27 protein-coding genes and 2 pseudogenes are annotated in these 24,138 nt (G+C 57.0%); 14 read left to right on the forward strand and 15 right to left on the reverse strand.

The window, feature by feature from the left end; genetic code table 11:
* Positions 1-48: 48 nt before the first annotated feature.
* Positions 49-282, reverse strand: a complete 234-nt coding sequence (locus P5W99_RS36590) for a hypothetical protein (RefSeq protein WP_434667990.1) — start codon at positions 280-282, stop codon at positions 49-51.
* Positions 283-416: 134 nt separating this feature from the next.
* Here P5W99_RS36590 and P5W99_RS36595 point away from each other — a divergent pair, with 134 nt between their 5' ends.
* The 7 genes from P5W99_RS36595 (at position 417) to P5W99_RS36625 (ending at position 5,367) form a co-directional block, all read left to right on the forward strand.
* Entirely contained in the window at positions 417-917 is a 501-nt protein-coding gene (locus P5W99_RS36595; RefSeq protein WP_434667992.1) for a DUF4145 domain-containing protein, read from the forward strand.
* 26 nt (positions 918-943) lie between these two features.
* On the forward strand, positions 944-1,111 hold the full coding sequence (locus P5W99_RS36600; protein ID WP_434667995.1) for a hypothetical protein: 168 nt from the start codon (positions 944-946) through the stop codon (positions 1,109-1,111).
* A 32-nt stretch (positions 1,112-1,143) separates the two neighbouring features.
* Positions 1,144-2,079, forward strand: a complete 936-nt coding sequence (locus P5W99_RS36605; protein WP_434667998.1) for a hypothetical protein — start codon at positions 1,144-1,146, stop codon at positions 2,077-2,079.
* Positions 2,080-2,112: 33 nt separating this feature from the next.
* Positions 2,113-2,289, forward strand: coding sequence for a hypothetical protein (locus P5W99_RS36610; RefSeq protein ID WP_434668001.1), 177 nt, complete (start codon positions 2,113-2,115; stop codon positions 2,287-2,289).
* Positions 2,290-2,493: 204 nt separating this feature from the next.
* Entirely contained in the window at positions 2,494-2,676 is a 183-nt protein-coding gene (locus P5W99_RS36615) for a helix-turn-helix domain-containing protein (protein WP_154671437.1), read from the forward strand.
* Positions 2,677-3,339: 663 nt separating this feature from the next.
* On the forward strand, positions 3,340-4,332 hold the full coding sequence (locus tag P5W99_RS36620; RefSeq protein ID WP_434668005.1) for a DUF4238 domain-containing protein: 993 nt from the start codon (positions 3,340-3,342) through the stop codon (positions 4,330-4,332).
* A gap of 519 nt (positions 4,333-4,851) precedes the next feature.
* Positions 4,852-5,367 (forward strand): hypothetical protein, encoded by a 516-nt coding sequence (locus P5W99_RS36625; protein WP_434668008.1) that lies wholly within the window; start codon positions 4,852-4,854, stop codon positions 5,365-5,367.
* 266 nt (positions 5,368-5,633) lie between these two features.
* Here P5W99_RS36625 and P5W99_RS36630 read toward each other — a convergent pair whose 3' ends face one another.
* Complete coding sequence (locus tag P5W99_RS36630; protein WP_434668011.1) at positions 5,634-6,155, reverse strand: hypothetical protein; 522 nt, start codon at positions 6,153-6,155, stop codon at positions 5,634-5,636.
* A gap of 265 nt (positions 6,156-6,420) precedes the next feature.
* Here P5W99_RS36630 and P5W99_RS36635 point away from each other — a divergent pair, with 265 nt between their 5' ends.
* The gene (locus P5W99_RS36635) at positions 6,421-7,128 is read left to right on the forward strand and encodes a hypothetical protein (protein ID WP_434668014.1); all 708 of its coding nucleotides are present in this window, start codon (positions 6,421-6,423) and stop codon (positions 7,126-7,128) included.
* A 49-nt stretch (positions 7,129-7,177) separates the two neighbouring features.
* The gene (locus tag P5W99_RS36640; RefSeq protein ID WP_434668016.1) at positions 7,178-7,657 is read left to right on the forward strand and encodes a hypothetical protein; all 480 of its coding nucleotides are present in this window, start codon (positions 7,178-7,180) and stop codon (positions 7,655-7,657) included.
* On the opposite strand, the gene P5W99_RS36645 is transcribed toward P5W99_RS36640, so the two are convergent.
* Positions 7,620-8,039 (reverse strand): HNH endonuclease, encoded by a 420-nt coding sequence (locus tag P5W99_RS36645; protein ID WP_434668019.1) that lies wholly within the window; start codon positions 8,037-8,039, stop codon positions 7,620-7,622. The genes P5W99_RS36640 and P5W99_RS36645 overlap by 38 nt on opposite strands.
* Before the next feature lie 166 nt (positions 8,040-8,205).
* Between P5W99_RS36645 and P5W99_RS36650 the strand changes: the two genes are divergently transcribed.
* Both P5W99_RS36650 and P5W99_RS36655 read left to right on the forward strand, forming a co-directional pair.
* On the forward strand, positions 8,206-8,994 hold the full coding sequence (locus P5W99_RS36650; RefSeq protein WP_434668021.1) for a hypothetical protein: 789 nt from the start codon (positions 8,206-8,208) through the stop codon (positions 8,992-8,994).
* A gap of 16 nt (positions 8,995-9,010) precedes the next feature.
* The gene (locus tag P5W99_RS36655) at positions 9,011-9,541 is read left to right on the forward strand and encodes a hypothetical protein (RefSeq protein ID WP_434668023.1); all 531 of its coding nucleotides are present in this window, start codon (positions 9,011-9,013) and stop codon (positions 9,539-9,541) included.
* Positions 9,542-9,872: 331 nt separating this feature from the next.
* Here P5W99_RS36655 and P5W99_RS36660 read toward each other — a convergent pair whose 3' ends face one another.
* The 9 genes from P5W99_RS36660 to P5W99_RS36700 all read right to left on the reverse strand — a co-directional run bounded on the left by P5W99_RS36660 (position 9,873) and on the right by P5W99_RS36700 (position 18,766).
* Entirely contained in the window at positions 9,873-11,249 is a 1,377-nt protein-coding gene (locus P5W99_RS36660; RefSeq protein WP_434668025.1) for a hypothetical protein, read from the reverse strand.
* A 5-nt stretch (positions 11,250-11,254) separates the two neighbouring features.
* The gene (locus P5W99_RS36665; RefSeq protein ID WP_434668027.1) at positions 11,255-11,770 is read right to left on the reverse strand and encodes a hypothetical protein; all 516 of its coding nucleotides are present in this window, start codon (positions 11,768-11,770) and stop codon (positions 11,255-11,257) included.
* Positions 11,724-12,197, reverse strand: a complete 474-nt coding sequence (locus tag P5W99_RS36670) for a DUF7665 family protein (RefSeq protein ID WP_434668030.1) — start codon at positions 12,195-12,197, stop codon at positions 11,724-11,726. Before P5W99_RS36670 ends, P5W99_RS36665 begins: the two co-directional genes overlap by 47 nt.
* 16 nt (positions 12,198-12,213) lie before the next feature.
* Positions 12,214-12,693: a hypothetical protein gene (locus P5W99_RS36675; protein ID WP_434668033.1), complete on the reverse strand. Its 480-nt coding sequence runs from the start codon at positions 12,691-12,693 to the stop codon at positions 12,214-12,216.
* 103 nt (positions 12,694-12,796) lie between these two features.
* A complete protein-coding gene (locus P5W99_RS36680) occupies positions 12,797-16,162 on the reverse strand; it encodes a UvrD-helicase domain-containing protein (protein ID WP_434668036.1) in 3,366 nt (1,121 codons plus the stop codon).
* Between the two features lie 74 nt (positions 16,163-16,236).
* Positions 16,237-16,863: a hypothetical protein gene (locus P5W99_RS36685; protein WP_434668039.1), complete on the reverse strand. Its 627-nt coding sequence runs from the start codon at positions 16,861-16,863 to the stop codon at positions 16,237-16,239.
* On the reverse strand, positions 16,860-17,636 hold the full coding sequence (locus P5W99_RS36690; RefSeq protein ID WP_434668041.1) for a sigma-70 family RNA polymerase sigma factor: 777 nt from the start codon (positions 17,634-17,636) through the stop codon (positions 16,860-16,862). Before P5W99_RS36690 ends, P5W99_RS36685 begins: the two co-directional genes overlap by 4 nt.
* An 82-nt stretch (positions 17,637-17,718) precedes the next feature.
* Positions 17,719-18,255 carry a hypothetical protein gene (locus tag P5W99_RS36695; RefSeq protein ID WP_434668044.1) on the reverse strand — a complete coding sequence of 179 codons (537 nt, stop codon included), beginning with the start codon at positions 18,253-18,255 and terminating at the stop codon, positions 17,719-17,721.
* A gap of 1 nt (position 18,256) precedes the next feature.
* The gene (locus tag P5W99_RS36700; protein ID WP_434668047.1) at positions 18,257-18,766 is read right to left on the reverse strand and encodes an RNA polymerase sigma factor; all 510 of its coding nucleotides are present in this window, start codon (positions 18,764-18,766) and stop codon (positions 18,257-18,259) included.
* A gap of 622 nt (positions 18,767-19,388) precedes the next feature.
* Between P5W99_RS36700 and P5W99_RS36705 the strand changes: the two genes are divergently transcribed.
* Positions 19,389-20,087 (forward strand): hypothetical protein, encoded by a 699-nt coding sequence (locus P5W99_RS36705; RefSeq protein WP_434668050.1) that lies wholly within the window; start codon positions 19,389-19,391, stop codon positions 20,085-20,087.
* 268 nt (positions 20,088-20,355) lie between these two features.
* On the opposite strand, the gene P5W99_RS36710 is transcribed toward P5W99_RS36705, so the two are convergent.
* Together P5W99_RS36710 and P5W99_RS36715 are read right to left on the reverse strand one after the other, a co-directional pair.
* A complete protein-coding gene (locus P5W99_RS36710; protein WP_434668053.1) occupies positions 20,356-21,522 on the reverse strand; it encodes a PDDEXK nuclease domain-containing protein in 1,167 nt (388 codons plus the stop codon).
* Positions 21,523-21,962: 440 nt separating this feature from the next.
* Positions 21,963-22,124, reverse strand: a pseudogene (locus P5W99_RS36715) (tyrosine-type recombinase/integrase); the annotation flags it as partial.
* Positions 22,125-22,188: 64 nt separating this feature from the next.
* Between P5W99_RS36715 and P5W99_RS36720 the strand changes: the two are divergent.
* The gene (locus tag P5W99_RS36720) at positions 22,189-22,350 is read left to right on the forward strand and encodes a hypothetical protein (protein ID WP_434668056.1); all 162 of its coding nucleotides are present in this window, start codon (positions 22,189-22,191) and stop codon (positions 22,348-22,350) included.
* A 6-nt stretch (positions 22,351-22,356) separates the two neighbouring features.
* Positions 22,357-23,556: an IS91 family transposase gene (locus P5W99_RS36725; protein ID WP_434668058.1), complete on the forward strand. Its 1,200-nt coding sequence runs from the start codon at positions 22,357-22,359 to the stop codon at positions 23,554-23,556.
* 451 nt (positions 23,557-24,007) lie between these two features.
* Here P5W99_RS36725 and P5W99_RS36730 read toward each other — a convergent pair.
* Positions 24,008-24,115, reverse strand: a pseudogene (locus tag P5W99_RS36730) (IS481 family transposase); the annotation flags it as partial.
* Between the last annotated feature and the right edge of the window lie 23 nt (positions 24,116-24,138).

Below are 24,138 nucleotides of genomic sequence, written 5' to 3' on the forward strand. Positions count from 1 at the left end.
AGTAGAGAAAAACGAATAATGAAAAGCATCGGACATTTGGTGAAGTTCTTATTCTTCGGAACCCTTTTCCTGATTCTGTTGCCGTTCCAGCTTTTCGGCGCAGGGGATTCCACGGGCGGCGCTTTCTCGCGACGCCGCGAGGAAGAAGACTTTCAACGCCGCCTGCGGTGGCGGCAACGGAATCGTTGATTCTCTCGGAAAGTTCGCCGCCACGCGCGGCAACGGAAAATTGAATGGCGACGATAAATCAAAATGGACATGTGCAGGCGCACTGCCCGACATGCAGCGGTGCGCTAACCTCGTTCCAGGTTGGGGATCCTCAGCGTGGGCACTACGGGCAGGTGTTCCGGCAGCTGGAAGGCGGGGGCGTTGAGACCTACAGATTGGCATGCTGCTCTGGATGTGGCGCAGGCGCATTGATCACTCTGTTGAATGACGGACGGCACACGACGCTCGAAGATTTTTACCCCGAAGCGGAAGAGCGCCAAACTTTGCCTGCGGGCGTTCCGGACGGGATCGTCAATGAGTTTCGAGAAGGCGAAGAGTGTGCTGAGGCCGGCTGCTATCGGGCTGCCGCAGCATTGTTTCGATCTGTCCTCGACAAGACGCTGCGGGCTAATGGGTACAAGCTCAAAAAGGGGACGCCCCTTGAGCAACAAATTGACTTGGCCGCTGAAGATGGTGTGATAACTGCATCGCGACGCAAGCGTGCTCATGATGAAATTCGTACGCTTGGTAATGATGTTCTGCACGATGAATGGCGCAAGGTCTTCCCGGAAGAGGTGCAAACAGCCAAGGACTACGCGGCGCGGTTGCTGCATGACTTTTACGATGACCGTGAGACCGTACTATCCGTGCTTCGTGCGAAGGGCCGTGTTTCTGATGATGACAAGCCCGTTGAGCGCGATCTCGCCTAACCACGGAAAATTCGGAGAATACGACGGTGGAACTCAAGGCGAGTACAGCGATTTTGCTGCTTAGTTTTGCAATCGGTCTCCCGAGCTTCTTTGTGGACACGCACGGGCTGCCGTATGTCGCCAAGGCCGCTTGGTTTGCGGTAATCGTCGCGGGTGGCGTGCTTGCGACTGTTCTGCATTTCAAGGGCGAGTGACCCGCCACAACACGGAAAACGGGACAAGTCCAATGACGTTTATGCCGCCAGATTACGTGTTCGCGATGACTGCGCTCACGCACGCCTTGCCTAGCGTACCGTCCGCTCCGACGATTGCGGGATTGCCGGCAACCGTGTTCGGCAATGTCGTCAGCGGCGTGGTGGGGTCCGTTATTACGTTGTTTGGTGTCCTCTTGTCCAATTGGCATAACAGGCGGCTCAAGCGAGACGAACTCGGGCATGCTGCAGCGCAGCGCGACCGCGAACGGGAGATGGCGCTGCGACGTGACGTTTTTCTGCCTGCCGTCGAGGCAGGGTTGGTGATGCAATCCTCGATAGGCGCAGTGACCAATCTAGAGATGTCCGTTGCGACTGTCGTGGAGCGTTTTCAAGCAAGCAACGCAACGTTTGCCAAGGTGGCCGTGGTTGGGGCGCAAGAGACCGTTACAGCGTGCCAGCAACTCAGCGCAGGCTTAGGTGGCGCATTTACGGATCTCTCGCTTCAACGGGGAACATTGCAGCAATACCAGAATCGCTTGGCTGAACTGGACCGGTACATCGCAATTCACGAGGGGCTGCGCGATTCGTGGATCAAAGTTCAACAAGACCTGGTCGCAAAAGGTGAGAAGAACGCAGAGATATGGACAGCAGCTCGAGGACATTTCACGCAGCATGTTAGCGAAATAAATAAAGCGCTGACAGAACGTGGAAATGTAATCCAGAGTCGGGATTTGAAGCAGCTCGAAGTCCATGAGATGCTTGCTAAGCAGCTCGAACTGCTCAGCCCGCTGTTTCCGCCGGCTTTATTCGCCATGCGTCGAGAGCTGCAACTACCTTTGGATGAGCAGTCATTCTTGGAACGTCACATGGATCTGCGCGCGCAACAGTTGGCGGTATTTAAGGATGCGCTCGGAAAGGCTCGGGCGGGGCTCGCGCAGGCAGCGCAGGGCCAGACTGCGGCGAAATAGGAAGATTCCTCGCACAGAATTAACGGAGCAACCATGTCAACGATCACGTTGTACGTGAAACTGAAGGGCGACGACGACGTTAAGGCTATCCCGGCTACCGATGCGGTCGAGGAGATCGTAAGCCTCATTGTTCGCGAGGGCGATAAGGTCGTCGCCCGGTTCACGCTCGACCGGATCGAGCACTGGTATTCAGAATCTCTGCCACAGTGAACACGGAAAACAGCGAAGAGACGGTGCTGGAGACGAGTCAGGAGGGCAGTGAGACAGCAGGGGCAACTGCGTCCGCTTTGCCAGCCGGGTCAGCGCCCATGCCGCGCGCATCGCCGCCAGCAGGCCGAGGTTTGAGATTGCCGCCTTTCATGACAAAATGCGTCACTTAACGCCAATCTTGTGGGACATTTTCTCCATTTCGCAATGAAACCCGCTGACCTTTCATACGCATTGGCGCGCCTCGGTTGGACGCAGGTGACGTTCGCTGAATATTCGGGCTACGACCGCCGGACCATCGGTCGATGGACCCGTGGTGAATCGGCAATCCCGCTACTCGTTGAAAGACACCTCGATCTGCTGCTCGCCATTCGTGACCGTTTGCCCTGAAGATCCACGTTCAGTCAGGCGTACGGCATGATGCGTTAAGCGGGGCTCCTCGCGATCTGAACTTCGGCTTCTTCACACGCTGAGGCGACGCACATGCCGGCTTGACGTACCAGCGCGCCGCTAACCCGACTGTGACAGTTCATCTGTAGCGATGACGGACACTTGCCGCGGTCCCGGCGCTCCCGTGGTCTCGTTGACATGCGATCTGTAGTGTCAAGATTCGCGTGGCGAACAGTTTCACACATCGAGCCGATCTGTTGCCACCGGTACGCAGGCGGAACTGAAAGGGTGGGTAACCGTAGCTTCTAGCTCCACCTGGTCATCGTCTGCTTGCGACGGTACTGAAGTTCGATAGCAAGCAGATTGCCAACGATCACGCTGCCACCGTCGAATCTTTCTTCGGTGGCCGACTACTAACTTATGCGCTTTGTATGGTCGAGCCGGCGACTTGCCGCGGACGGACGGCTCAGTGCGACCCGAAGCTGACCTTCAGATTTTTCAACTTCGGTCGTTCATGGATGAGAGCGCGGGCAGATGAAACCCCCTTCATTCTTTGATCAGTGGTGGATCGCCGGACCCGTTGCAGTCGTCCGGACCGAGCTTCTCGAATCCGGTATATTGAGGCTACATTTTCGGCGACACAAAAACAATCTGCATAAGACTATGAAACATGAAAACAACCACACCCACAAGAAGGCAGACCCATCATCGAGCAATGTGCCCCACAATCATCATTATGTCCCGCAGCACTTCCTAAAGGCATGGTCGGTGGATTCAAGCGGGAACAAAATTCATCGGTATAAGTGGATATCTGCGACCAACAAGGTGGAATTCAAAACTGGAAGATCGATCGAATTGTCAGCATCAGCGCACGATCTCTACACCCTATCGGATTCAACCGTGACGCGCGAATTCGAAACATCCATCATGACGGCACGCTTAGATACTCCGGGTAGTGAAATCCTTCAAAAGATCCGGGTGGATAGTATAGGCCAACTGAGTGCTGCTGAACGAAGCGCATTCGCACATTATTTGGTTGCGCTAGAGGGGCGAAATCCTATGGTGATGGAGCAGATGCATCTTTCTGCCGTAGTGATCGACGGGATCGCAGCGAAGCTAGAGCAGGAGCACAAGGCAGAGCGGGGGAGCTTTGGACCGATCGCGGGAATTCTAAAGAAATTGAAAAGTACGGGAGCACTTGCAGCTGCGGCCTATGTGGGTGGGGGCAGCAAAGAGCACGCGCGCGCCATTTTGGACCGGCAGTGGGTCGAACTGCGTACCGAGCCGTCCCGGCCATTCTTCACATCGAACTATCCAGTTGGACGTTGCGCCTGGTTTGACCGTGATGATTTTTTCGCTTGCCTAGCTGTCTCGCCCACGCGAGCGGTTTTTTTCGTGCCAAAAACGCAAGTTTGGTGTGCGACTCTGACTCGGCCAGCCGGGATGCGATTGGCAGCGCAGATGTTGAAGATGCTCACGCTTCGCAATGCTTCTGAGGCGTACACGTCTGATTCTGCCCGTTCGGTATTCATTACCGAAGAGTTATCATGGCGCAGAAGGAAACTCTCACAAGAAAAGAATGAAAAAGACTACCTGGTCGGCGCTGCTGTGCGCTACAGCAAAACGGACGATGGCACATATTCGACACACTGGTGAATGAAACCTAGCGGAACTCGCGCCTCGGAGCAAATCTGCGGATGAACAGCGGGTGGGCGGTCTACGTCGTGCCGAGCGGCTGCGCATCGCTGTCAGCCAAGCCACGCGCTATTGCCGTGCCCGGGCATCTGCGCGAACCGACGTGCGCGCCGCCAACTGGGACGTCGGCCTAATAAGCCGTTCGGCGAATGCGATTCTCGAAGAAATCGCCGAAAGCGCGTCGGACGATTTCCGCTTGCCCATGCTACGCGGTGCTTACCTGCTGCGCGTTCCGCCATCTTTTGGCGCGCCGGACGTCTCCGCAGGGCCGTAGACCTCGTGTGGCACAATGCTTTTTCCATTGGGGAATACTCGACTGCAACCCCAACTTGAAGAGACGCATCGCCAACCTGTTGCGGACGGCCGTTGCTACGTCGGCTGGTTCCTCGTAGATCGCCAGTCGCATAGCAATATGGCGCGCAATGGTCTTCGAGGACCCGTAGAGGAGGCCGATTATGATTAACCGACAGACCGACCGGTATGACCGACGATAAAGAACTGAAGGAACGGATCGACTGGATTGAAAAGCTCGCGATCGAGAATTTAAAGGCACACCATGCGACTGCGGACATCATCGCCAAGGAGGCGGCGACAACCCTGACGGTGTTGCTTGCTGGCGCGGCGGGCGGTCTCGCATACGCAGGAAAGGCGCTGGATTCGCATAGCTGGAGCTGGTTTGCTTTCGGTGCGGTGGCCTTCACGGCCTGGCTAACTTGGCTTTGCTATCGATGCGTCAAGGAGTGTTTGATGATCGCTCCGATGCCGCAGATTTACAACGAGCCTAGGAATCTGGAAGCTCCTGAACTGACCTTGAACCAACTGCGGGAATCGGAGATCCAAGGTTTACAAGATCGAATCGACCAAGCGGCAAAACGGAATGGCGAGTTGTCAAATAGAATGAATAGAATCAGGGAACTGGCCGTTGCCAGTCCCTTGGTGTTTGCTATTTCTGCACTGGTTTGGGCGGTGGGGTATTTTTGGGGGGCGTCCGGGTGAAGCCATCTTGTATCGGAGCACGGTAGACCGGCTGCGGATTTGGCCGTGGCGCCGGCTTGTCATTCGAGGTAGTCATGATTTTTTGTGTATTTAAGGTGTAAGGCCGATAAACATACCAGATTTCTATCACAAAGCTAAATCGGTGGCTTTTTGCAAGAACGCGCGTGTGCCGCCAATTCTGATTAGGCTTGCCAATCCGAGAGGCTCGCTCTACGACTTCGTCGTCGATATTGACTGGCGAAGAGCGAGGTCACCTACACGCACAGTCATCTTGTCGTCACCTTGAATTTCGCTTCAGTGCATACGGGGCTACTACCGACTGGATCGGCGCTCCAGAATTCGTTGCATTTGTCGAAGAGTTCGCTAAGCTCGTGCTGTGAGTCCACCGAAAGATGGGCTCCGCCTTCAACAGTGCGGTAGCCAGTGTTCTTTCCATCGAATGAGTCGAAAAGAGCCACTGAATTTTCGCCGCGCGGATCACGCTGGGTCCAGAACATGAACGGTGCGAGTCGCGTGACGTTGCCTGCATCCAACTCAACCAGCACAGCCTCAAGATCCGAGAAGTCGTGCTCTCCTTCGTAGCCGCTAACCTCAGCAAATGGTGCGTGCTGTCCGTGAGCGGAGCGGAAGACCCCGTGACGTGCGGAACTGAAAGCCTTCTTCCGAACCTGTTCAAAGTGCATCGGTAAGCCGAGACAACTTAGGTAGGAAAAGCAGTGCAGCGGCACGGGATAAACCTGCAGACGTCGCAGCAAAATTTGCGCATCGTAGCTAACGAATTCAATCACCTACAGCACGCACATCAGATTAACCTCGTGGGAGAGATCTACGTGCGCTTGCAGGTCCTACAGGAAGTCGAAAGAATGCTGGTGTGACGGAGATGGCCGCACGCTTCGTGACGACACTGGATCCCGCCGATCGAGCGCTCGCCTTTTGGGAGCATCACTTGAATCTGGCACCGCCGCCGGACGACGGTGCCCCCTACGAGCCGCAATTGTTACCCGAGCTCTAGATGCGCACGCGACTGTCGCTACGACATGGAGAGACACCCCGATGCACAATGCCCTGTTCTGGCGCGGCTACTTCGAGCGCATGTTCAAGCCTCACCTGGAGCGAACGTTGCAGGTACTTGAGAAGCGGCTGATCCCGACGTTCGACGGGATCGAGGCGGAAGCGACCGCGGTGCGGGAAAAAACCTATGAGGACTTGATGGCGATGCCGGTTGATCCCGACATGACGGACGAGTCCATGCTGGCTGACGCCGCATTCCAGGCGGGTTACGATCATTACTCGGGGATGGAGGCGGTCAGACAGTCGCTTATCAACGCGTTTGCGCCACTGCTATTCCATACGTGGGAAGAGCAGCTCATCGGCTTCCATCGTAAGGAGGTGCTGAGACCGCGTGAGAAAAACGACAACCGGCTCCTGCAGGTGAAGATCCTGAGAAAGCGGCTGATGGACGAAGGGCTGGACGTCACCCGGCTGTCTACATGGTCGAGCCTCGAAGAGCTGAAACTGGTGGCGAACACGGTAAAGCATGCCGACGGCGAGTCGGCCGACCGGCTCAGGGGAGTGCGGCCGGAACTCTTCGAAATGGACCGTGGGGCCAGCGCAGCGAACCCAATCCGGCATGCCTGTCAGCATCGTGTCTATCACCCCATGTCGGGCGAAGACCTGTACCTGACGCTCGGCGATCTTCAGGGGTACGGCCGCGCGGCGATTGCCTTTTGGGAAGAGTTTGCCGACGCGCTCGCACAGTAGCTGCAGGCGGCGGGAATGCAAAAACATCTATGGAAACGATGAGCTGACGATGGCAACGAAGAAGTCGTACCAAGATCTCGATGATCTTGAAAAGCTGGGGAAGCAGTGGCGGAAGCTGTCGGGATTGCATCATCGGAAGGAATGGTCCGCGGTCGTCATGCGGGCGGCCGCCGCCGCTGAAATTGCCGCCAATCTGGCTATCCGGAACGAGTTCGAAGCACGCAGCAAGTTCGATGCGGACTTTGTTGGCTCCATGCTCGTGTGGGCAAATGGCCTGCAAGGCAAGGTGAGCCGTCTTTTAAAGCCCCTGTATAAGGGCAGTCCCAAGGCAAAGGATCTGGCGCCACTGGTTGCCGTCATGGAGCGGATCAACTTCAAGCGCAACGCCGTGGCGCACGCGGGCGAATTCTGCAATGTCGACGAAGCCGACGCCGTTATTGCGGATTGCAGAACCTTCGTTGAAGGACTCGTTGTGCTTTATCACCCGGGATTCAAACTGAAGGAGCATAAATTCGAGCTTGAGAACTAGCCTGCGGGCCGGACGGCAATTCCTGCGCGGGGGCGCAAGAGTGCGCTTGGTGATGGCAGTTTTGGCCGGCGGCGACCGCATTCTCCGCCGTGTCTTCGCCCCCATCTGCGAGCTGAACGATATGGTGGAATTCCAGATACGGCGTGCCACCCTGGCGTAGGAAGGGCGCATCGCCAAGCTGCGGTTCGACGGGCTTGGCAAGTGGACGCAACCTGTCTGATTCGAGCCCGCGATCGGAGCGACGATTCATCCGTTGCCGCAGTGTGTCTCGGTTAAAGTGTTTTAAAGTGAAAAACAAGATGGCCTTCGAAATGCTAACATGTCCTCCGTGCCCGAAGTGCCGAGAACCGAAAAGGCTCAATTCGGCGCAGGCTGCGAGCATCGGATATTTCCAATGCGGTGCTTGCGGCCATATGGGGCCTTAGCTAATGGCCAAACCAACCACACCGGAGCATCAGTTTGTCGCGGCTGTGGCTCGGATAAGGAACAACATCCCACGCTGACTAGGAAAGCGAATATGGCACTGCACATAGCAACAATTTCGGAGAGTGGAGCATGACTTGGGTGGTTGGCGGACGCCACGCATTTTGTGCCCGGTCCTCGCAGATGTCCAAGTCACGCTGAAATGGGAGGACCCGAGCAGGCCCACTCAATACGTCGACGCGCTGAAGAAAATTCACATCTTGTGCGATGGCCTGGTAATCGCATTTTCCGGCACTATCCGGATCGCCTTTGAAGTCATCGATTGGCTGAGGCGCGTGTGTGTTCCGACGCTGACGGCCAATCTGTTCTCAGAGCCGGATGAAGTCGCGAGGCGCGTAGTCCGGCACATCAAGCATGGATACTCGAAAGCCAAGAAGAAGGAGGGCGAGCGCGTAAGCTTCTTGCTTTTTATTCTCAACAAATCAAGCATGGATCGTGACGTAGGTGTCTATAAAGTCTGCTCATCGAAGTTCGAGCTTGAGACGCCGCAAAGAGCCTTTCACATGCTTGAAATTGGCTCGGGTGCAGAGGTCGGTGACTACCGCGAGATCGTTGAGCGTCATTCGGTTCCCGGATACTCGGTTGAGGACCCAGACGAAGACCTCCCTGCGCTGGTCATCCCAACTGGACCGGTCGCGCTGAAATATTTGCAGGAGGAAGCATCCGATTTTCAGAATGCGGGGATTAGCAGAGCGATGCACCTAATGCTGATTTACTCCGGTGGGACGACCATCATCGAACGCCCAGCGATACCCGAGAGTGTGTTTCCTCGAGTTGCCGGCTCATGGGATGAATTAGTGAGCTTCCTGGGCGCGCGGGGCATCGACCTTGCAGCTTGCAGTGCGTCAGCATAGGAAAATGGAAAAAGACATGAATAAGTTTGTCCAAACCGTGGACTCTGCCGCGCAAGCCTCCAAGGAGCTGACATACTCTCGAGTCTTGACGTGGCGCGTCTTTCAGCAGATCTCCGGCAGAAACCGTGTCTTCAACGTTTTGCTGCGCTCCTCGCAAGAGGGCTACCTTGTGCGGCTGTCGGAGGTGATGCCGAGGCGCGATGGCGATAAAGTCAACCCCCGTGAGTACGTCACACTTACGAAGCTCCCCGACATCGGCGCTCCGTTCGGCGAGGCGTTCTATCGGCAACGTGTGCGGTTACGCAACGAGATGATCGGCTGGATTAAGGCGCAACTGGCGGTCGGCGCTGTTGAACTGACGCGCGAACTTCCCGTTCCGGCAGGAGTTACAGTAACGCGCTCGACCGGGGAATACCGCATGCAGGCATTCCGAAGTCGGGAAACGCTGCCTGCTGATTTGGTGGCGATTGCTGACGATTTGTCGGATCTTGATGGGGACCAAAACTGGCGCGTTCCGACGGACGCTGATGGATCTTGGGCCGATTGACTAAGCTTAGCAGGTTGCTGAAATACCGTTTTCTGAGGTGCTCGTAAGTCGTTTTCGGGGGTGGCCTACCCCTTAGCCAAGTCGCGCGAGCAGCGTGTACGGCTTCCTATGCGGTCGGCAAATTTTTGTGCGCCTGTCGCGGGAAGTATTTCAGCAACCTGTTAGGCTCACAAAGGACGAGGCGAATGACTACGGTCGACATTCTGGTCGTTTTCGTGGCCTTTTTTGTCTAGCCACTGATTCGCGAGTGCCGCCCACCTATCTTCGCAAAGGGAAGGGATGGCGGTATGCGCGGCTCCCCTTTGCTCGCTTTTGCCGTTGCTATCTCGCATCAATGATCGGGTTGTTTGGCGTAGACAAAGCCTGGGTTGAACGTTGACAGAAACGATGGGTTCGTCGCGACACGGCGATGATCTAGCCCGCGCAAATCTAGGTCGATCGTTTCATGCAGCTGCCCGCCATGAAGAAACCGTAGCAATTCGGAAACGGCCAGCGTCGCGGCGGTGCAGCCGACAAACGCCGCGCCCACAGCTTTCCCTGCTAGCGTCGTCATGCCGCACTGATCGAGCACGCCAGAGTGTCTGAGTCGCTCGTATTCACTCGGGACTTCTTCAGTCTTTTCCGGCAACATGTCGGTCCAGATGTCGTCCCCTGTACGCCGGCAAGGTAACGTGTGCAGGCGCAGGCTACGGAAATCGTCGTATCGGCTCCCCAATCCAGTTTCAATAACGAGACCGAATCCAACTTTGTCGAGCGCGCGTCGGCCCGGAAGGTTATCGAGACCGCACAATGCAACAGACGGGTCGGTGTGGGTAATGGAGAATCCATCATCGAAGAGCCGTTCGATAATCGATGTCCGAAATCCTCTGCGTTCGGCCCACGCGCTCATCTCGCGGGTCTTGCGGTGGCCGACCATTGAGGCAGCCGACAACATTGATGTGCTTGGGGTCGACGGGCCAACCGTATCAGTGTCTTGTAGGACAAGCTGCAGGGCTGCCGATGGCTCGTAGGGAAGCAGGCCGAGACACCATAGATACGCCTGACCAACATGCCCAAGGCCAATCAGCCATAGCTTCTCTGGCAGGACCGCGAGGTTTGGCGCGTTGTCTGGTACAGTTAGCCAATTAAGTTCGTGCGGCGACCAGAGCGACATTCCGCTAGGGAAATGCCCCGCAGTAGAAGTCCCAGTTCTGACATACTCAAAGGCTTCGGCGATCGCGAGGGACGCCGCAAGAACTGGTGCCAAGGGCATTGCAGGCGGTCGTATGACATCTGAGAGTGGATCTGCATAGTCCGCTGGAACGATGCCGGCGCGCCAGCCGTCAAATAACGTACGGATATGAAAACGACCGCGGTACTCACACGTGCTCCCGACGGTTATGCGCGGAGCGTCCTCAGGGACTCCATCCATCTTGCCGCCGCATGCGATTACAGCATTCGCGATCGTTGCGCCCAAGGGCAACGGTAAGTGTAGAGGCCTTGCTTCCAATCCGTCGACATACACACCACCATGAAAAATGCGCGAGGCGAGATTCACGAGCGTGATTAGTGCAATTTGCACGTCTACGCGTTCGAGATGGCTAGGGTCGACGTCGATGATGAGCTTGTATCCGGCGAAAATGGCGTATGCTTCTTCGATGGAAGCTTCACCGCTGTCGACCAGTTGCTTGATGGTCCGGTCAAGCGTTTCGGGTCCGATATCAATCATTGCTTTCACCATCCGATATAGAAATAGCGCTCCCGCTCACGACCGCTTACTGTGTTCCAGTCTCCGTCGTGGCGGTATTCGTAAATGCCGATGTCATCGCGCCTCACTGGCGCGCGTGCGAAATCCGGCAAGATCAACGACAGGTGGCCAGCGACGGAAAGCATTGGATGGTTACGGTCGGACTGGCTCTGGTGCGACGAACCGGGATGTACATGTACGTCGGCCACGACACTTTCCTGGCGCTCCCGGCAGATTGCCCAGAGTTTTCCATAATGTTGACCGTCGAACGTCACGATTCCCGTATCGAGGCTGTGCGGGTCGAGGTCATCGTAAAGAACGTAGTGAGTGATATGTCTGCGGCCGCGATCTTCTGATCCCAACAAAAATGCTCCGCTCTCGCGATGGCCGCCTCCCCGCGCACGCAGTTCATCGAGAAGCCGTTCCCAAAGGTGGCTAGGGCACGAAAGACGGTGGTCAGGCGCTAGCAGGCGGCGAATAATCCGGGCAATTGAGAAGCTCATGAACAAGTTCCAGGTAATGTGTAACGCCTACTGAGGGTTGCCATTGCTTTGACGGCATCTGCTGCAACCAAGACTCGTGTCCGGCCAACGCAGTGCGATCACAGGGAAGGTAAAGCGCTTGGCCTTGCATCCAGTCGGTGCGGAAAACATCTTGGATGCGTCCGCCTCCAAGGCGGCTTCGTGGAAAAAGAGCATGAGCGAGCGCAACATTCCCGTTTAGGCTCCACAGACGTGCCGTAGGCGCAGAGGCGGGATAGTTGCGAAGATCGAACCGCAAGCGGTACTTCAGTCCGTCCCGCGCGGTTACATCAACGAGAGCGATCGGCCATTCGAGCGAAACGAGCTTCCAACGCCCTTCAAGCTCTCCGAGCATGAAGGGCGCCTTCAGCAGGTCGCCGCGAAACGCCTTTTCATCGAGCGTGATCACGTGGACCTCCGTCAACTCAGCCTTGAATGCGATGGCTGGCCAGCAGATCGAACGCGACCGAACAATTACGGTCGTGCGTGAGTGCACCGAGATGCGTAGTCAACACCGGGCGATCGCTGGTGCCGACCAACTGCAACTGCAGATGGCCCTTTTCGGTCTCGGCGATCTTGAACTTGTCTTCCGCCCAGCGCAAAACCTTGCCGACTGTTGTCGAAGGTGAAAACTGGTGATGCGCCGTGTGCATGTCGTAGTTCACGGTGACTTCGACGTGGCGGCAGTGATGGGCATGCAGCTTGTGGTGTTTGCCTTCGAGCAGTACGATCTCAAGCAACTCGGACGTCAACGGCTCGTCACCGTCTTCGACAAAGATCAACGTCTCCTCGACAGCCATGACATTACCGCTCATTGCCGCTTTGAGCGCGTTGAATTGAAATTTGACCGCCTCTTCGAGGACCTGATATTCGCGCTGACCTGCGCGTTGGTAAAAGATCGCCATGGTGTGGTTTTCCATAGAGTGGGAGCCGTCTAGTGCGAAGTGCGCTACTGCGCTCCCTTACTATGTAAACCGCTCAGCGTATATAAAACCGGCAAACCCTTTTTCAAGGTGTTTTCGGGTCTATCTCCCCCTCTGGAAAGGCGTCGCAGACAAAGAAGTGTGGGCAACGGGGGCAACGCATTTCATCCCGAGAAACCGGAAATTCGCATTGACGCATCGAACTGAGCATTTGCCCGAAATTCTCCGAGCGGGTTTTTAGCTTCTTGTCCGAAGTCTCAAGAATCCTTCGTTCCGAAGTTGTCAACGATACGACTTCGACAGAGTAGCCAGCCCCGTACTGCTTGCGTCCTGCTAGATGATGCATGGTTGCGTCGAGTGCGTCGTCTTCCGATTTCGGGATGCGCTTCGTCAAGACGTAGCGGATAACGCTAGAACCTGTCCCCGTCCGTATCACATCGTGGCTCTTGACGCGAACGCTGGTTGCCGAGCTTGGGAAGGGAACGTCGATATCTTTGGCCGCCGATACGGCGGCGCCAACCTTAAATGCGAGGAGTTGCCTTGCCATCCGATGTGCAAGAGCGTTGTAGCGGGCGGCATAGGCATGTCCGGTTGGCCCGCGTTCGCTCCAAAGACGTTCAAACTCGGCTGCGACGGTTGCCTCGTCGGACGGGCCAAGTTCGGGACGCTCGCTCACCCAATCAATCAGACGGTGAATGCAGTCATGAGTCCGCGCAAACGCACTGTTTCTTTGGGCGGTCTGAATCCCGATAACGTAGCTGTAGAAGAATCGCCGGGGACAATTACTGTACGCTCTTAGCCACGCCTGACTGACGATTAGCTGGGTCGGCCAGCGGACGCGGGGCTGCTCAACCGCAGGAGGTGCGATCCCAGATGTGAAGGGGGCCGCCATCACCGTCTTGACGTGTTGTCCGAGGCGCTGCAAATAGGGTGAGGCTGCTCTAGCCTGTGTCTTCTGTGTTTCCGAACGGTACAGGTGTAGTCGTCGGCGAGCGCGGGATAGCGCTACAAAGAAGAGACATTCCTCTTCGTCGTTGTGCGAGGCCTCTCGTGCCTCTTTTGCCGATAGCCCTTCGTAGCCGGCAATCATTCCGTCTGGTGGTGGGCACCTATCTGCCTGTCGGTTGGCAGGAACACTCGCCTTTGATAGTCCGGGAAGGTGGACGACGTCGAACTCAAGGCCTTTGCTCCCATGTACCGTCAGAAGGCGAACCGCATCGAGATGGGCAGCTTCGTCGGGCACAACGCGCAGGTCGCGCTCTTCGGTCATCAGCACCAGTTGCCTGATACGATCTAACAATTGCTGTATTGGGTGTCCTGATTTTTTCCTCGCTGGCTGGTTGAGGAAGTCGAGAAATTGCCAAATGGCGACGGCTCGCATGCGATCAGGAATTGAGTCAGATACTGCAAGATCGCGCGCGACAGTTGAATTCTCTAACAGATAGGTGCTCAAGAACTCCCAAGGCGAGTCGAGCGCGAGACCGTCTAGGTCTTGTCGCAACGTGGAGAGCGCACACCGCCCCACCGGGGACAGCGATTCGATTGAAACGTCTGGTTTCAGCCACTCCAGAGGAGCAGTTTCGTTGAATTGTGCGTACCGGATGACAGCAGTTGCGTCCTCAAGCGGCATACGGTAGCGCGCCATGGTGGCCACACGAATCAAGCCACCGGCGAACTTCTCCACAACTAGACTCATCAGGGACAGCAGGTCACGGATTTCACTACGTTCAAAGAGGCTGCCGAGGTAGAGGACCGGAATGCCACGCGCTTCCAGGCCGTTCGCGATTGCTGCAAGCCGTGCATTTGTCCGGCATAGGACAGCCTGCCGTGAATACCCCAATCCCTCTCCGTGCAGCGCAAGAACGTTCGAGGCGATCTTGTCAACTTCAGCTTCGAGTGTCGGTGCGGTAGTGAAGAAGAGCGGTGTGTTGCTTTTACCCTCACTGGCTTTGAGCGAGAGTGGCAATGTGCCTTTCGATGCACCCATGGAGGAAGCAAAGCCGACAAAGGCTTCAACAATCTCAGTCGTTGAGCGGTAGTTGATCTTGAGCTGCGACTGGTCAGCGCCAGCAAAATCGGAGCTGAAGTGCGCCATGTTGGCTGGGGCCGCGCCACGGAACCTGTAGATTGACTGGCGAGGATCTCCGACGACCCACAGGCGGCTGCCATCACCTACGATGCCCTTAAGCATTTCCACGCTCGCGGAATTCACGTCTTGATACTCGTCTACAAGCACGTGTCGATGACGTTCCTGGACTTGCTGCTGCACGGCGGCATTTTCCGCAAGAAGTTGCGCGGGGCGCATGACCAGGTCGCCGAAGTCGACCGCACCGTGGTTCTGCAGCATCTTCTGATATTCGTCATAGATGACGGCTACTTCCAGGCTTTTCTCCGCGGCCTCCTGTGCTGCGGGATCGCTCGAATCCGCAGCAGCGCTTCGCATCTGCTCGCCGAGCTTGCGGTAAGCCTGTGGGTCGATTAGCTCGTCCTTGGCTCTTGAAATGGCGACGAGAACATCTTTCAGGATTCTCGCAGGGTCCGAGAGACTATAGTAGTGCTGCAGCGGTAGCACCGGAAGAAGCTCCTCAAGTGCATCGATAGAATCGCTGCGGTCATAAATAGGCGGATCGGATGGGAGCTTGAACTGGTCGTAGTAACGACGAATCAGGTCCAAACCAAACGTATGAAAGGTCCCAACCCAAACTCTTCTGGCCTGCTCGCCAAGCGCCGATTGCAGTCTCTCCGTTATTTCACCGGCGGCCTTGTTTGAAAAGGTGAGAACCAGGATAGACTCAGGCGGCTCACCTTCCCCAACAAGGTCGACGGCGCGGGCAATGAGCGTTCGCGTCTTGCCGGTTCCGGGACCGGCAATTAGTTGGAAAGGCTTTGAACGGTGTTGGACTGCCACACGTTGCGACGCGTCAAGTCCGACTGCGGCAGTTGGCTCAGATCCCCGAGAAGAGCCAGATTTCGGCGGAAGCAGTAGTGCATCCAGTAATTGCTGTTTGACCAGCCTGGCAGGCAGTCCGGTCGAAGAGCAGATACTTGCTATGCTCATGCCATCTCTAAGATACAGCTGTCTGCAGAGATCTTGAGGTAGAAGCAATTCGCGGGCAAAGACGTTTGCCTCTAGTTCCCGTCGTTCGTGCGGACCATAGTCCCCGACCTTGCTAGCTCCTGTCTGGGTTGGTTGCGCGGTCGCGCCGGCGGTGTCAGCCTCGTCGCAAAAGAGGTGCTCGACGTGGAGGCAGGCGTGACCAATCTCATGGGCGGCCACCGCAGCCATCTCAATGGGAGCTGACGACTTCTCAAGATAAATATCGCCGCTTTGAGGATCAAGTACGCCCTTTGCTCCCTTCAACTGTTTATGACCAGCGGGAAGAGGGACAATTTCAAGTTCGAACTTCTTAGCAGCGGCTTCTACGAGGGCCTTGGTATCAAGAGGGTTCACGCCTTCGGCTACCAGCTCGGTATGCAGCTCCGCTGCCCTCTGTCTTGCACCGCGAAACGAACTCATGGTTGTCCTCAGTCGAGAAGAGACTTGATTTGGTCTTCGCTCAGTCCAGAGTGCATCAAGGCATGTTCAAAGCTTTCCTTTGAAGTGCTCTGTGGCTTGTCATCAGCCTTAAAACTAGCTGTTGGTGATACAGCGGAGGGCAAGCTAAGAAATTGCAGTATCGCTTCGATACTCACGTTGAACTCAGTTGCAAGACGCCTCCTGAAACGTTGAGAAATTGTAGCGGGTTCAATCTCTCGGTCACGGAGCTGATTGAGTACCACGGTATTTATCCCGAGACGGACTGCGAGGCCTTTATATGCTGGCTTCCCAAGTGAAATTAACTTATTTTCGATGGTATGGACATCTTCATGTGACTCTCCGAAAACGCAACCGGTTCGCTCGAAATACCGCGTTTGAAATGCACTTACTGATATCGCCGCTTCCTCAATATCACTCGAACTAATGGTCTCTTGATCGCAGACCTCCAACCTGTCGTCGACGAGTTGAGAGGCAAGACTTCTCAACTGTGACTCAAATTGAGGATATCTCTCGACATAAGAGTCAAGAAGCTGCTGGTCCGGAGTGTCCTGTTCAACGGAAAATTGTATTAATACTTCTCGCAGCACAGGAGACGGCGTTTTGATGGTATTCATTGACGCTCCTTGAATTTCGACAGCTTGGTAGCAGCACTCGTGAGACGGTTGCGGATAGTCCGTTCGCTGAGATGGAGCTTCGTCGAGATCGTTTCCTCATCCAAATCTTTGGAACTCGTCTTCATCCCTTTGAAATAGCGCAGATCAAGAATCGTACGTTCCTCGTCTGACAGATTGTGAATCGCACTATTGATCTGGGCACTGAGTGCCGCCTTTTCTGGTTCCGTCAGATCGTGGCTCCCGTTCAGGTGAGGGAACTCGACGTGCTCGGAGTCGCTGGCCAGATCTTCTTCGGACTGGTGCTTCGAATACCAATGCTCGTTATCTTTGAGGCGATCAAGTACGAAGAAGCGTAAGGCGGCCGCGAAGCGGACCTCGAAGAAGTCGAGCTCATCGTTGGCCCGGTCAGCCGCGTCTTCGGCCAGCATGACGGCGAGCTGCGAGCAGGTTTCTTCCAGCAGTTCGTCGGGGTTGACGGGGTAGCGGGCGAGCCAAGGCCGTATCAACCTTCTGGCGCGCGCCATGAAAACTTCGAAGAGCGCGTAGAAATCGCCGGATCTCTGCTCCTTGCCGGCCGTGCGCAGCAAATTGAGCAGAGTTTCGTGAGCGATGTAGCCGCTCGAGCGGTAGTCAGTGCTGGTCGCCGAACTTGCGACCACTTTCGCGTCCACTGTCTCCCACTGAGCAATGGCGGCATCAATGTGCGAAAGGCGTTTGTAAACGTCGCCGTCTGCGTTTTTTCGTGTTAAGGGCTTTGGCAAGATGTCCTCCACTGACGGGCGCCATCCCAGTAAACCGCTCGAGCGCTCCGAAACCGGCAAATTTTTTCAGATTTCAAGGCACCGTGCGCCCGATTCATTTGAAAAGGCGCTGGATATCTTCCTCAGAAAGTCCCGACTCGCTTGCCACCGCCCTAAAAGAACCCGCTTCGCTGCTCATTTCCGGCTTCGACTCCGCCCGATACATGTTCCCAACGGCGGGGGAAGGGGGCAAAGAGAGGTAAAGTCGGAGCGCGTCAAGTGTCACACGCAACCCGGCGGCAAGCCGATCCAGAAACTTAGTCGGGAATTCGGCCAGCAGCACCTCGCGGTCCCTGATGCGATTGAGGAACAAGGTGTTGATGCCCAGTGTCTCGGCCAGGTTCCGATATTCCGGTCGCGGGATTCTCGCGAAGGGGTTCACGTCATCGGTTGATGCGTCTGTGGCTATTTTGGTCGCGGCTGCCATGCGGGCGCGGACGAGCGCATCGCGACTCCGTTGAGCCAGCGTGGCGATGTCGAGACCTTCCTCCTTCAGGAACGCCGATAGTTCCTCGTCGGGTGCATTTGCGAGGAAGTCGGCAACGCTGTGTTCAAGAACTTGCTCGAACTGGACTTTCTTGCTGTCATTCATATCAAATGCTCCGTAGATAATTTTCGATCGTGCGGGTGAGGCGCCGATCCGCTGACCAAAAAACTTTGTCGGCGATACCGAGGCTCTCCCGGATCTCCTTCTTCTCCTTCCCATCCAGCAAACCGTCAAGGATGGCGAGGGATACTGGTTGCTCCTTCAACTGCGCTCGCAAAATCGCGATTCCAGCCTCCACAAAGGCATGCTCTTGCTGTTCGCTGACCGTATCCTCGGGTGAGGCCTGTGATGCCGCTGCAAAACTGTCAATTGCAGATGTTCCATCGCCGGTCGCGGGCAACTGATGTTCGAAGGTAATGTCCGGGGAATGCGATCCCATCAAATGTTTGTGGTGGCTGTGAGCGAGACTCCGCATCACCCCTATCAAAAAGGGCACAAACGACACATTTGCCGGCTGCCAGAGCCGACGACCCTCCATTACCGCCAGAAAAGCATCCTGCAGCAGATCTCCGCCGTTGTCCGGCGACAGTTCAGGATATTTTCTGCAGATTTTCACTGCCCAGTACCCTAGGACCAAGTGTTCGCGTAGCGTCAATCCATCAACTGCCGTGTCTACCTGCCCCCGAGTTGCAGCACCTCCACCGCCGAAAGGCTGGGGCGCCCCGGAGCCCAAGCTTGTTAGAAACATAATCGCCTCACCTAGTAGTGCTCCTCTCGGAGCGGTTTTTGACAGCAATCAAAAAAGAATTTTTCGAGCTTGCAGCAGGAGATGCCTTGACGACGCAATGACTTTCGAAACGCCAATTGGAGTTGCATTCACGAGCAGTCGTTGTACTGCGGCTGTGCGATTTTGCTCCAGTTATTCAAAATGCATAGACAGTGGCGCCCGGAGCGTTCACGCGGCGGATAGTGGATTCCAATCGGCTCTATTACAAGACGAGCGGGTATTGCCTGCGAGTCCTTAGCTCAAGCCGCGAGCCAACATTCCACCCAGCAACAACAGAATAGCGGCGAAGGGCAGCTAGGAGTATTATTAGCGGTAGGCGCCCGCCCAAGTTCTGGACAGCTTGAAAAAGGCATTTGCGGTACCCGGGAACACTGCGCTTTCTTTCATCCGGATTACCGGCTGTTCGACAGCGACAAAACGTCCAGCGCTCGAACAGTGACGGAGTATTCCGATGACCCAGCTTGTCCGTAAGGCCGCGTACGCGGCATGCCAGCACCTTGTTCAGCAGGGACTGGCAGTAAAACGCTCCCACCTCTCCGAAGTAATTGCCGCGCTCCTCGGTTACGGCACGCATGCGTCGCTGATAGTCGAGGAGGCCGATCTAGCGCTCGACTATCACCTGGACGATGCCGAAATCCTCGTGCTCCATCGGCCGATGGGCGAGGTACGGGCCCGACAGATTGAGATGGGCATGCCGAGCCAGAACGCAACGGCGATGGTCTCGGCATGTATCGAAGCACTGGTTGCCAGCGCGGCTCCCACGCCGGTCTTCGTCGGTATTGCCGACTTCTACGACGCGCACGCCCGCCAAGCGTTGGCCGAGGCCATCTATGACGCCGACGAGGTGGCGGACGTCATGGCGGGAAGCAATGCCATCTTCTCGGAGGAGCCGGAATTGCCCGACGCATGTCCACCGACCGCGGACCTCTGGACTGCGGTCGCAACCTGGACGATCGAGGCCGATAGCCAGATGACCGGTGATTATGACCCGGACGGTGATCGCATGTTCAACGGCGACACACTGCAATGCCGTGGATGGCTGTCCTACCTGAAGGCGGGCCGGGCGGGATTGGTGTTGCTTGATAGCGGTGGAGACGCGACGGCCGACGATAGCTGGCGCGACGATGGAAGTGGCGAGGATCAGCCCTAAGTCGGAGCGGTCAAGCAGACGGACGAATCGGCGTAGTTCCGGGCGGTGCAACTGCCGCTCGGGATCACGCCGATTGCAGATAGTCGGGGCGTGTGATGCCCGCAGCGTTCGTGATCAACGAACACCCGGAAGCAGGAACGTCGGCTCGCTGCGAAAGCGAACGGGGCGTCGCCCCGTTGCAGAGGCCGAACTTATCGCGGTATCAACGGCAGCTTTCAAGGTCGAACGGCTGGTCATGCTGCGCTCGACGATACATTGCGCAACGCGATCACTTTTCGTCGTCAATCCCTTCAGAGTTCGGGGGGGCGACGTGCCGGGCCTCCCATTCGCGGCGTGTTCGGGCCAACTCTTGGGCAAGGAGTTCTTCGTCTGGAAGGACCATATGATACTCGGCAGCGAGCACCTTATTCGGTAGGCCCTCAAGCGCATATCGTGCGACCGCAGCATTGGTTCGAGCACAAAGTATTAGACCTACGGGTGGATTTTCGCCCGGAAGCGTCCACTGTTCCTTCGCGTAGTTGCAGTACATGTGCATCTGGCCCACATCCGCGTGATTCAGTTCAGTTAGCTTGAGGTCGATGATGACGAGGCATCGCAAGCGCCGGTGAAAAAACAGCAGGTCGACGCGAAACCAACTGTCACCGATTCGCAGGCGCCGCTGGCGGCCCACAAATGCGAAGTCGCTGCCGAGCTCAAGCAAGAAATCCTCAAGGCGGTGGATCAGGGCCTCCTCGAGCTGCGTCTCCGAATATTCGTCTTTGAGGTCGAGGAATTCGAGAACGTAGGGATCCTTGATCGCTTCCTCGGGCGTGACTGGGTCGCCGGGCTGCGCGATGCTACCCTTTTCGAGCATCGCGCGCTTGTTTTGAGACATCAGTGTGCGAGTATAGAACTGGCTGCCAATTTGCCGACCCAGCTGGCGCACGCTCCAACCGCCGCGCAACGCCTCGGCTTCGTAAAAACGTCGCTCCTCAGGCGAACGCGTGCGTCGCAGCAGGTTGACGTAGTGCGTCCAGGAAAGCGGAAAGGCTTCAGCCAGTTGCTGGAGCGAGAAGTTCCGAATCGGTGATTCGGATTTTCCCGCTGGCACAGGCACGGCAGATTTCCGAATCACTGATTCGGAAATCACGGCAGGAGGATAGTTCTGGAAGAGCAGACGCATCAGCTCGAGGTTGTCGACCCCGAAGCCGCGTCCGAACCTTTTGGTGAGGTCGGCGGACAAGCGCTGCAGGAGCGCGTGCCCATACGCCGCGCGATTCTCGCCAGCCTGCTCGGATTCAACGATGCGACGGCCGATCTGCCAATACGTAGCCGTCATCAGGGTATTGACGCTGCGTGCCGCAGCCTGTCGACCCTGCTCGAGCAGTACGACCACGTCGCCGAGTGTGTTGCGATAGTCGCCTTCAGGCAGGGTTATGTTGTTTGTCTGTTTCATTCGGTGTCTATCTCTCAGGACGGCCCTTGGCGGCGATTTCGGTATAAAGGGGATGCGTTCGCGTCATAGCCCGCAGTAGGTCTCTACAAGGTGCCGCAGCCGCCTACCTGAGTTCCTTCTGGCGTGACAGCCAAGAGGGTTGTTCTCGTCAGCTTTCCGTTTGCCTCCGCGAACATGTAGACCATCGTGACGAGTCCTTTGCGCCGTCAATGTGGTGATTGTCTCACTAGTTGTGAGCTTGCCGCCAACACAAGCCGACCGATGCATAGGGATGGGACCGACTGCTGTGGAAGCTGAGCTGCCGGTGTGGCGCAGCGCAACTCGGGCTACCGCGCGGCACTCAAGCGTTTTAAGGGACTGTCACACATGTGACGGTCGTAGTGAATTCGGCGCCCGTTTGCCCGCGGTCCATGGGCGGCCGCATATGGGCGACCTGCAGCTCACTTCGCTTTGGTGAAGGCCTCAGCGATCTGTCGCGCGCGCTTGACCTCGTCGCTGTGCAGATAGATCGAAGTCGTTGAGACGGAAGCGTGACGCAGGTTGTCGCGCACGGTGGTCAGCTCCGCGCCGCGGCCGAGTGCGTGCGTCGCGTGCGTGTGGCGCCTATCTCTATCAAGAGATAGGCGCCATGCGTTTGCAACGCACCTGCTCGAATCCGGCACGGATGTGCGCCTGATCCAGTTGCTGATGGGCCATCGCAGCCTGGCCACAACGGCGCGCTATCTGAAGGTCGCAACCAGCACGATCTGCGCGACGACCAGCCCGTTTGACCGCCTACCGTCAAGGTCGCCGCAGGCTTTACCTGAACCACGGGTTGATCACGTCTGAACCGCCATGAAGGCCCCGCTGGAGTTGGCGGACGTCCTGCGACGCCACGGCCCGGCATACCGGCATCTGCACGCCGACTCGCTCGACCGCGAGCAGCGTCGCGTCATGCGCGCCATCGAGCAATGCCGAACGGCGGCTCTGGGTGGTCATGTTGAGCAGTGCGACGCCTGCGGACATCAGCGCATCGCCTACAACTCGTGCGGCAACCGGCACTGCCCGAAGTGCCAGTCGCTCGCCCGGGCACAATGGCTCGAGCACCGCCAGGCGGACCTGCTGCCCGTGCCTTACTTCCACGTCGTCTTCACCGTTCCGCAAGAGATCGCGGCCATTGCATTCCAGAACAAGCGGGTTGTCTACGACATCCTGTTCCAGGCAACCGCCGAAACGCTGCAGACCATAGCTGCGGACCGCCGCCACCTTGGGGCCACGATCGGATTCATCGCGTTGCTGCACACCTGGGGACAGAATCTGGTCCACCATCCGCATGTGCACTGCGTGATCCCGGGCGGTGGCCTTGCCGCCGACGGCACGCGCTGGGTGGCTTGCCGGCCTGGATTCTTCCTGCCGGTTCGGGTGCTCTCGCGTCTGTTCCGCCGGCTGTTCCTCGAGCGATTGCAACATGCCTTTGACATCGGGGCACTGCGTTTCTTCGCGTCACTGGTCCACCTGTCTGAGCCGTGCGAGTTTGCCCGCTATCTGTCTGGCCCGCGTCAAACCGAGTGGGTTGTCTATGCCAAGGAGCCGTTTGGCGGTCCGCAGCAGGTGCTCGATTATCTCGGCCGCTACACACACCGCGTCGCGATCTCCAACAACCGCCTCATCAGTCAGAGCGATCGGCATGTCACGTTTCGCTGGAAGGACTATCGCCAACCAGGCCATCCGCGCGTAATGCGTCTGGACGCCCATGAGTTCCTGCGCCGCTTCCTCCTGCACGTGCTGCCACACGGATTGCAACGAATTCGCCACTATGGACTGCTCAGCAACCGGCTGCGCGAGGCCAGCCTCGCCGCATGTCGCCGTTTGCTCGGCGCGCCGCCCGCCGAAACCCGGGTGACATCCGCACCGGACTACCGCGACCACTTTGCACAGCTGACCGGCCGGTCACTGCGCGACTGCCCGGTTTGCAAACACGGTCACATGGTTTGCGTCGAATACCTCCTGCCTGGCGCGCCGGCGCGGGCGCCGCCATCCCGCAATGAAGCATGATCGTGCACGCTTCCTGGGGGGCGAACCCGGCACAACGTACGGGGCCGCGTGGTACGCATGTCCCCTGCAGTCACAACGTACCTCGCTCTTGCCACCCAAGCGGCCTGCAGGCCATCATGCTTGGACGTGCCTGCCCAATCGTGCATCCGGATTCTTTCTTGCCCTCGCTTCACTTCCCGCATTCGACGCTCACAACCGGCGCCGCACCGATTCAATTCCCATAGCCACCGGCAGCGGAGCGGCTTAGCTCAACGAATTTTTAGCGGAGCGGAAACGGCTCGTTCGCCGTGCCCCTGGCCAGCTCACTACGCCGTTTCCGCTCCGCTAAAAATCCTCTGGATTATCTTACTCGCACGGTTGCGTTCCACGTTTTCCGCGGAAACCCGCGTCACTTACATGTATTAGCCGGGACTCGATCTGACAGGTAGTCAGGCCGATAGAGAGGAGGCGATCAATGAGGAATGAGTTTCTCCTTGGGGAGTTCCAGCGAATCAAGAAAGGTGTGCATCGGCGTCTTGCCGTAACACCACCGTCCCTGATGCTCCCGTTCATTGTTGTACTGGTCGAGCCACGCATCAAGGC

The organism is Paraburkholderia sp. A3BS-1L (assembly GCF_051125215.1).
In the GTDB taxonomy this organism is placed as follows: Bacteria; Pseudomonadota; Gammaproteobacteria; order Burkholderiales; family Burkholderiaceae; genus Paraburkholderia.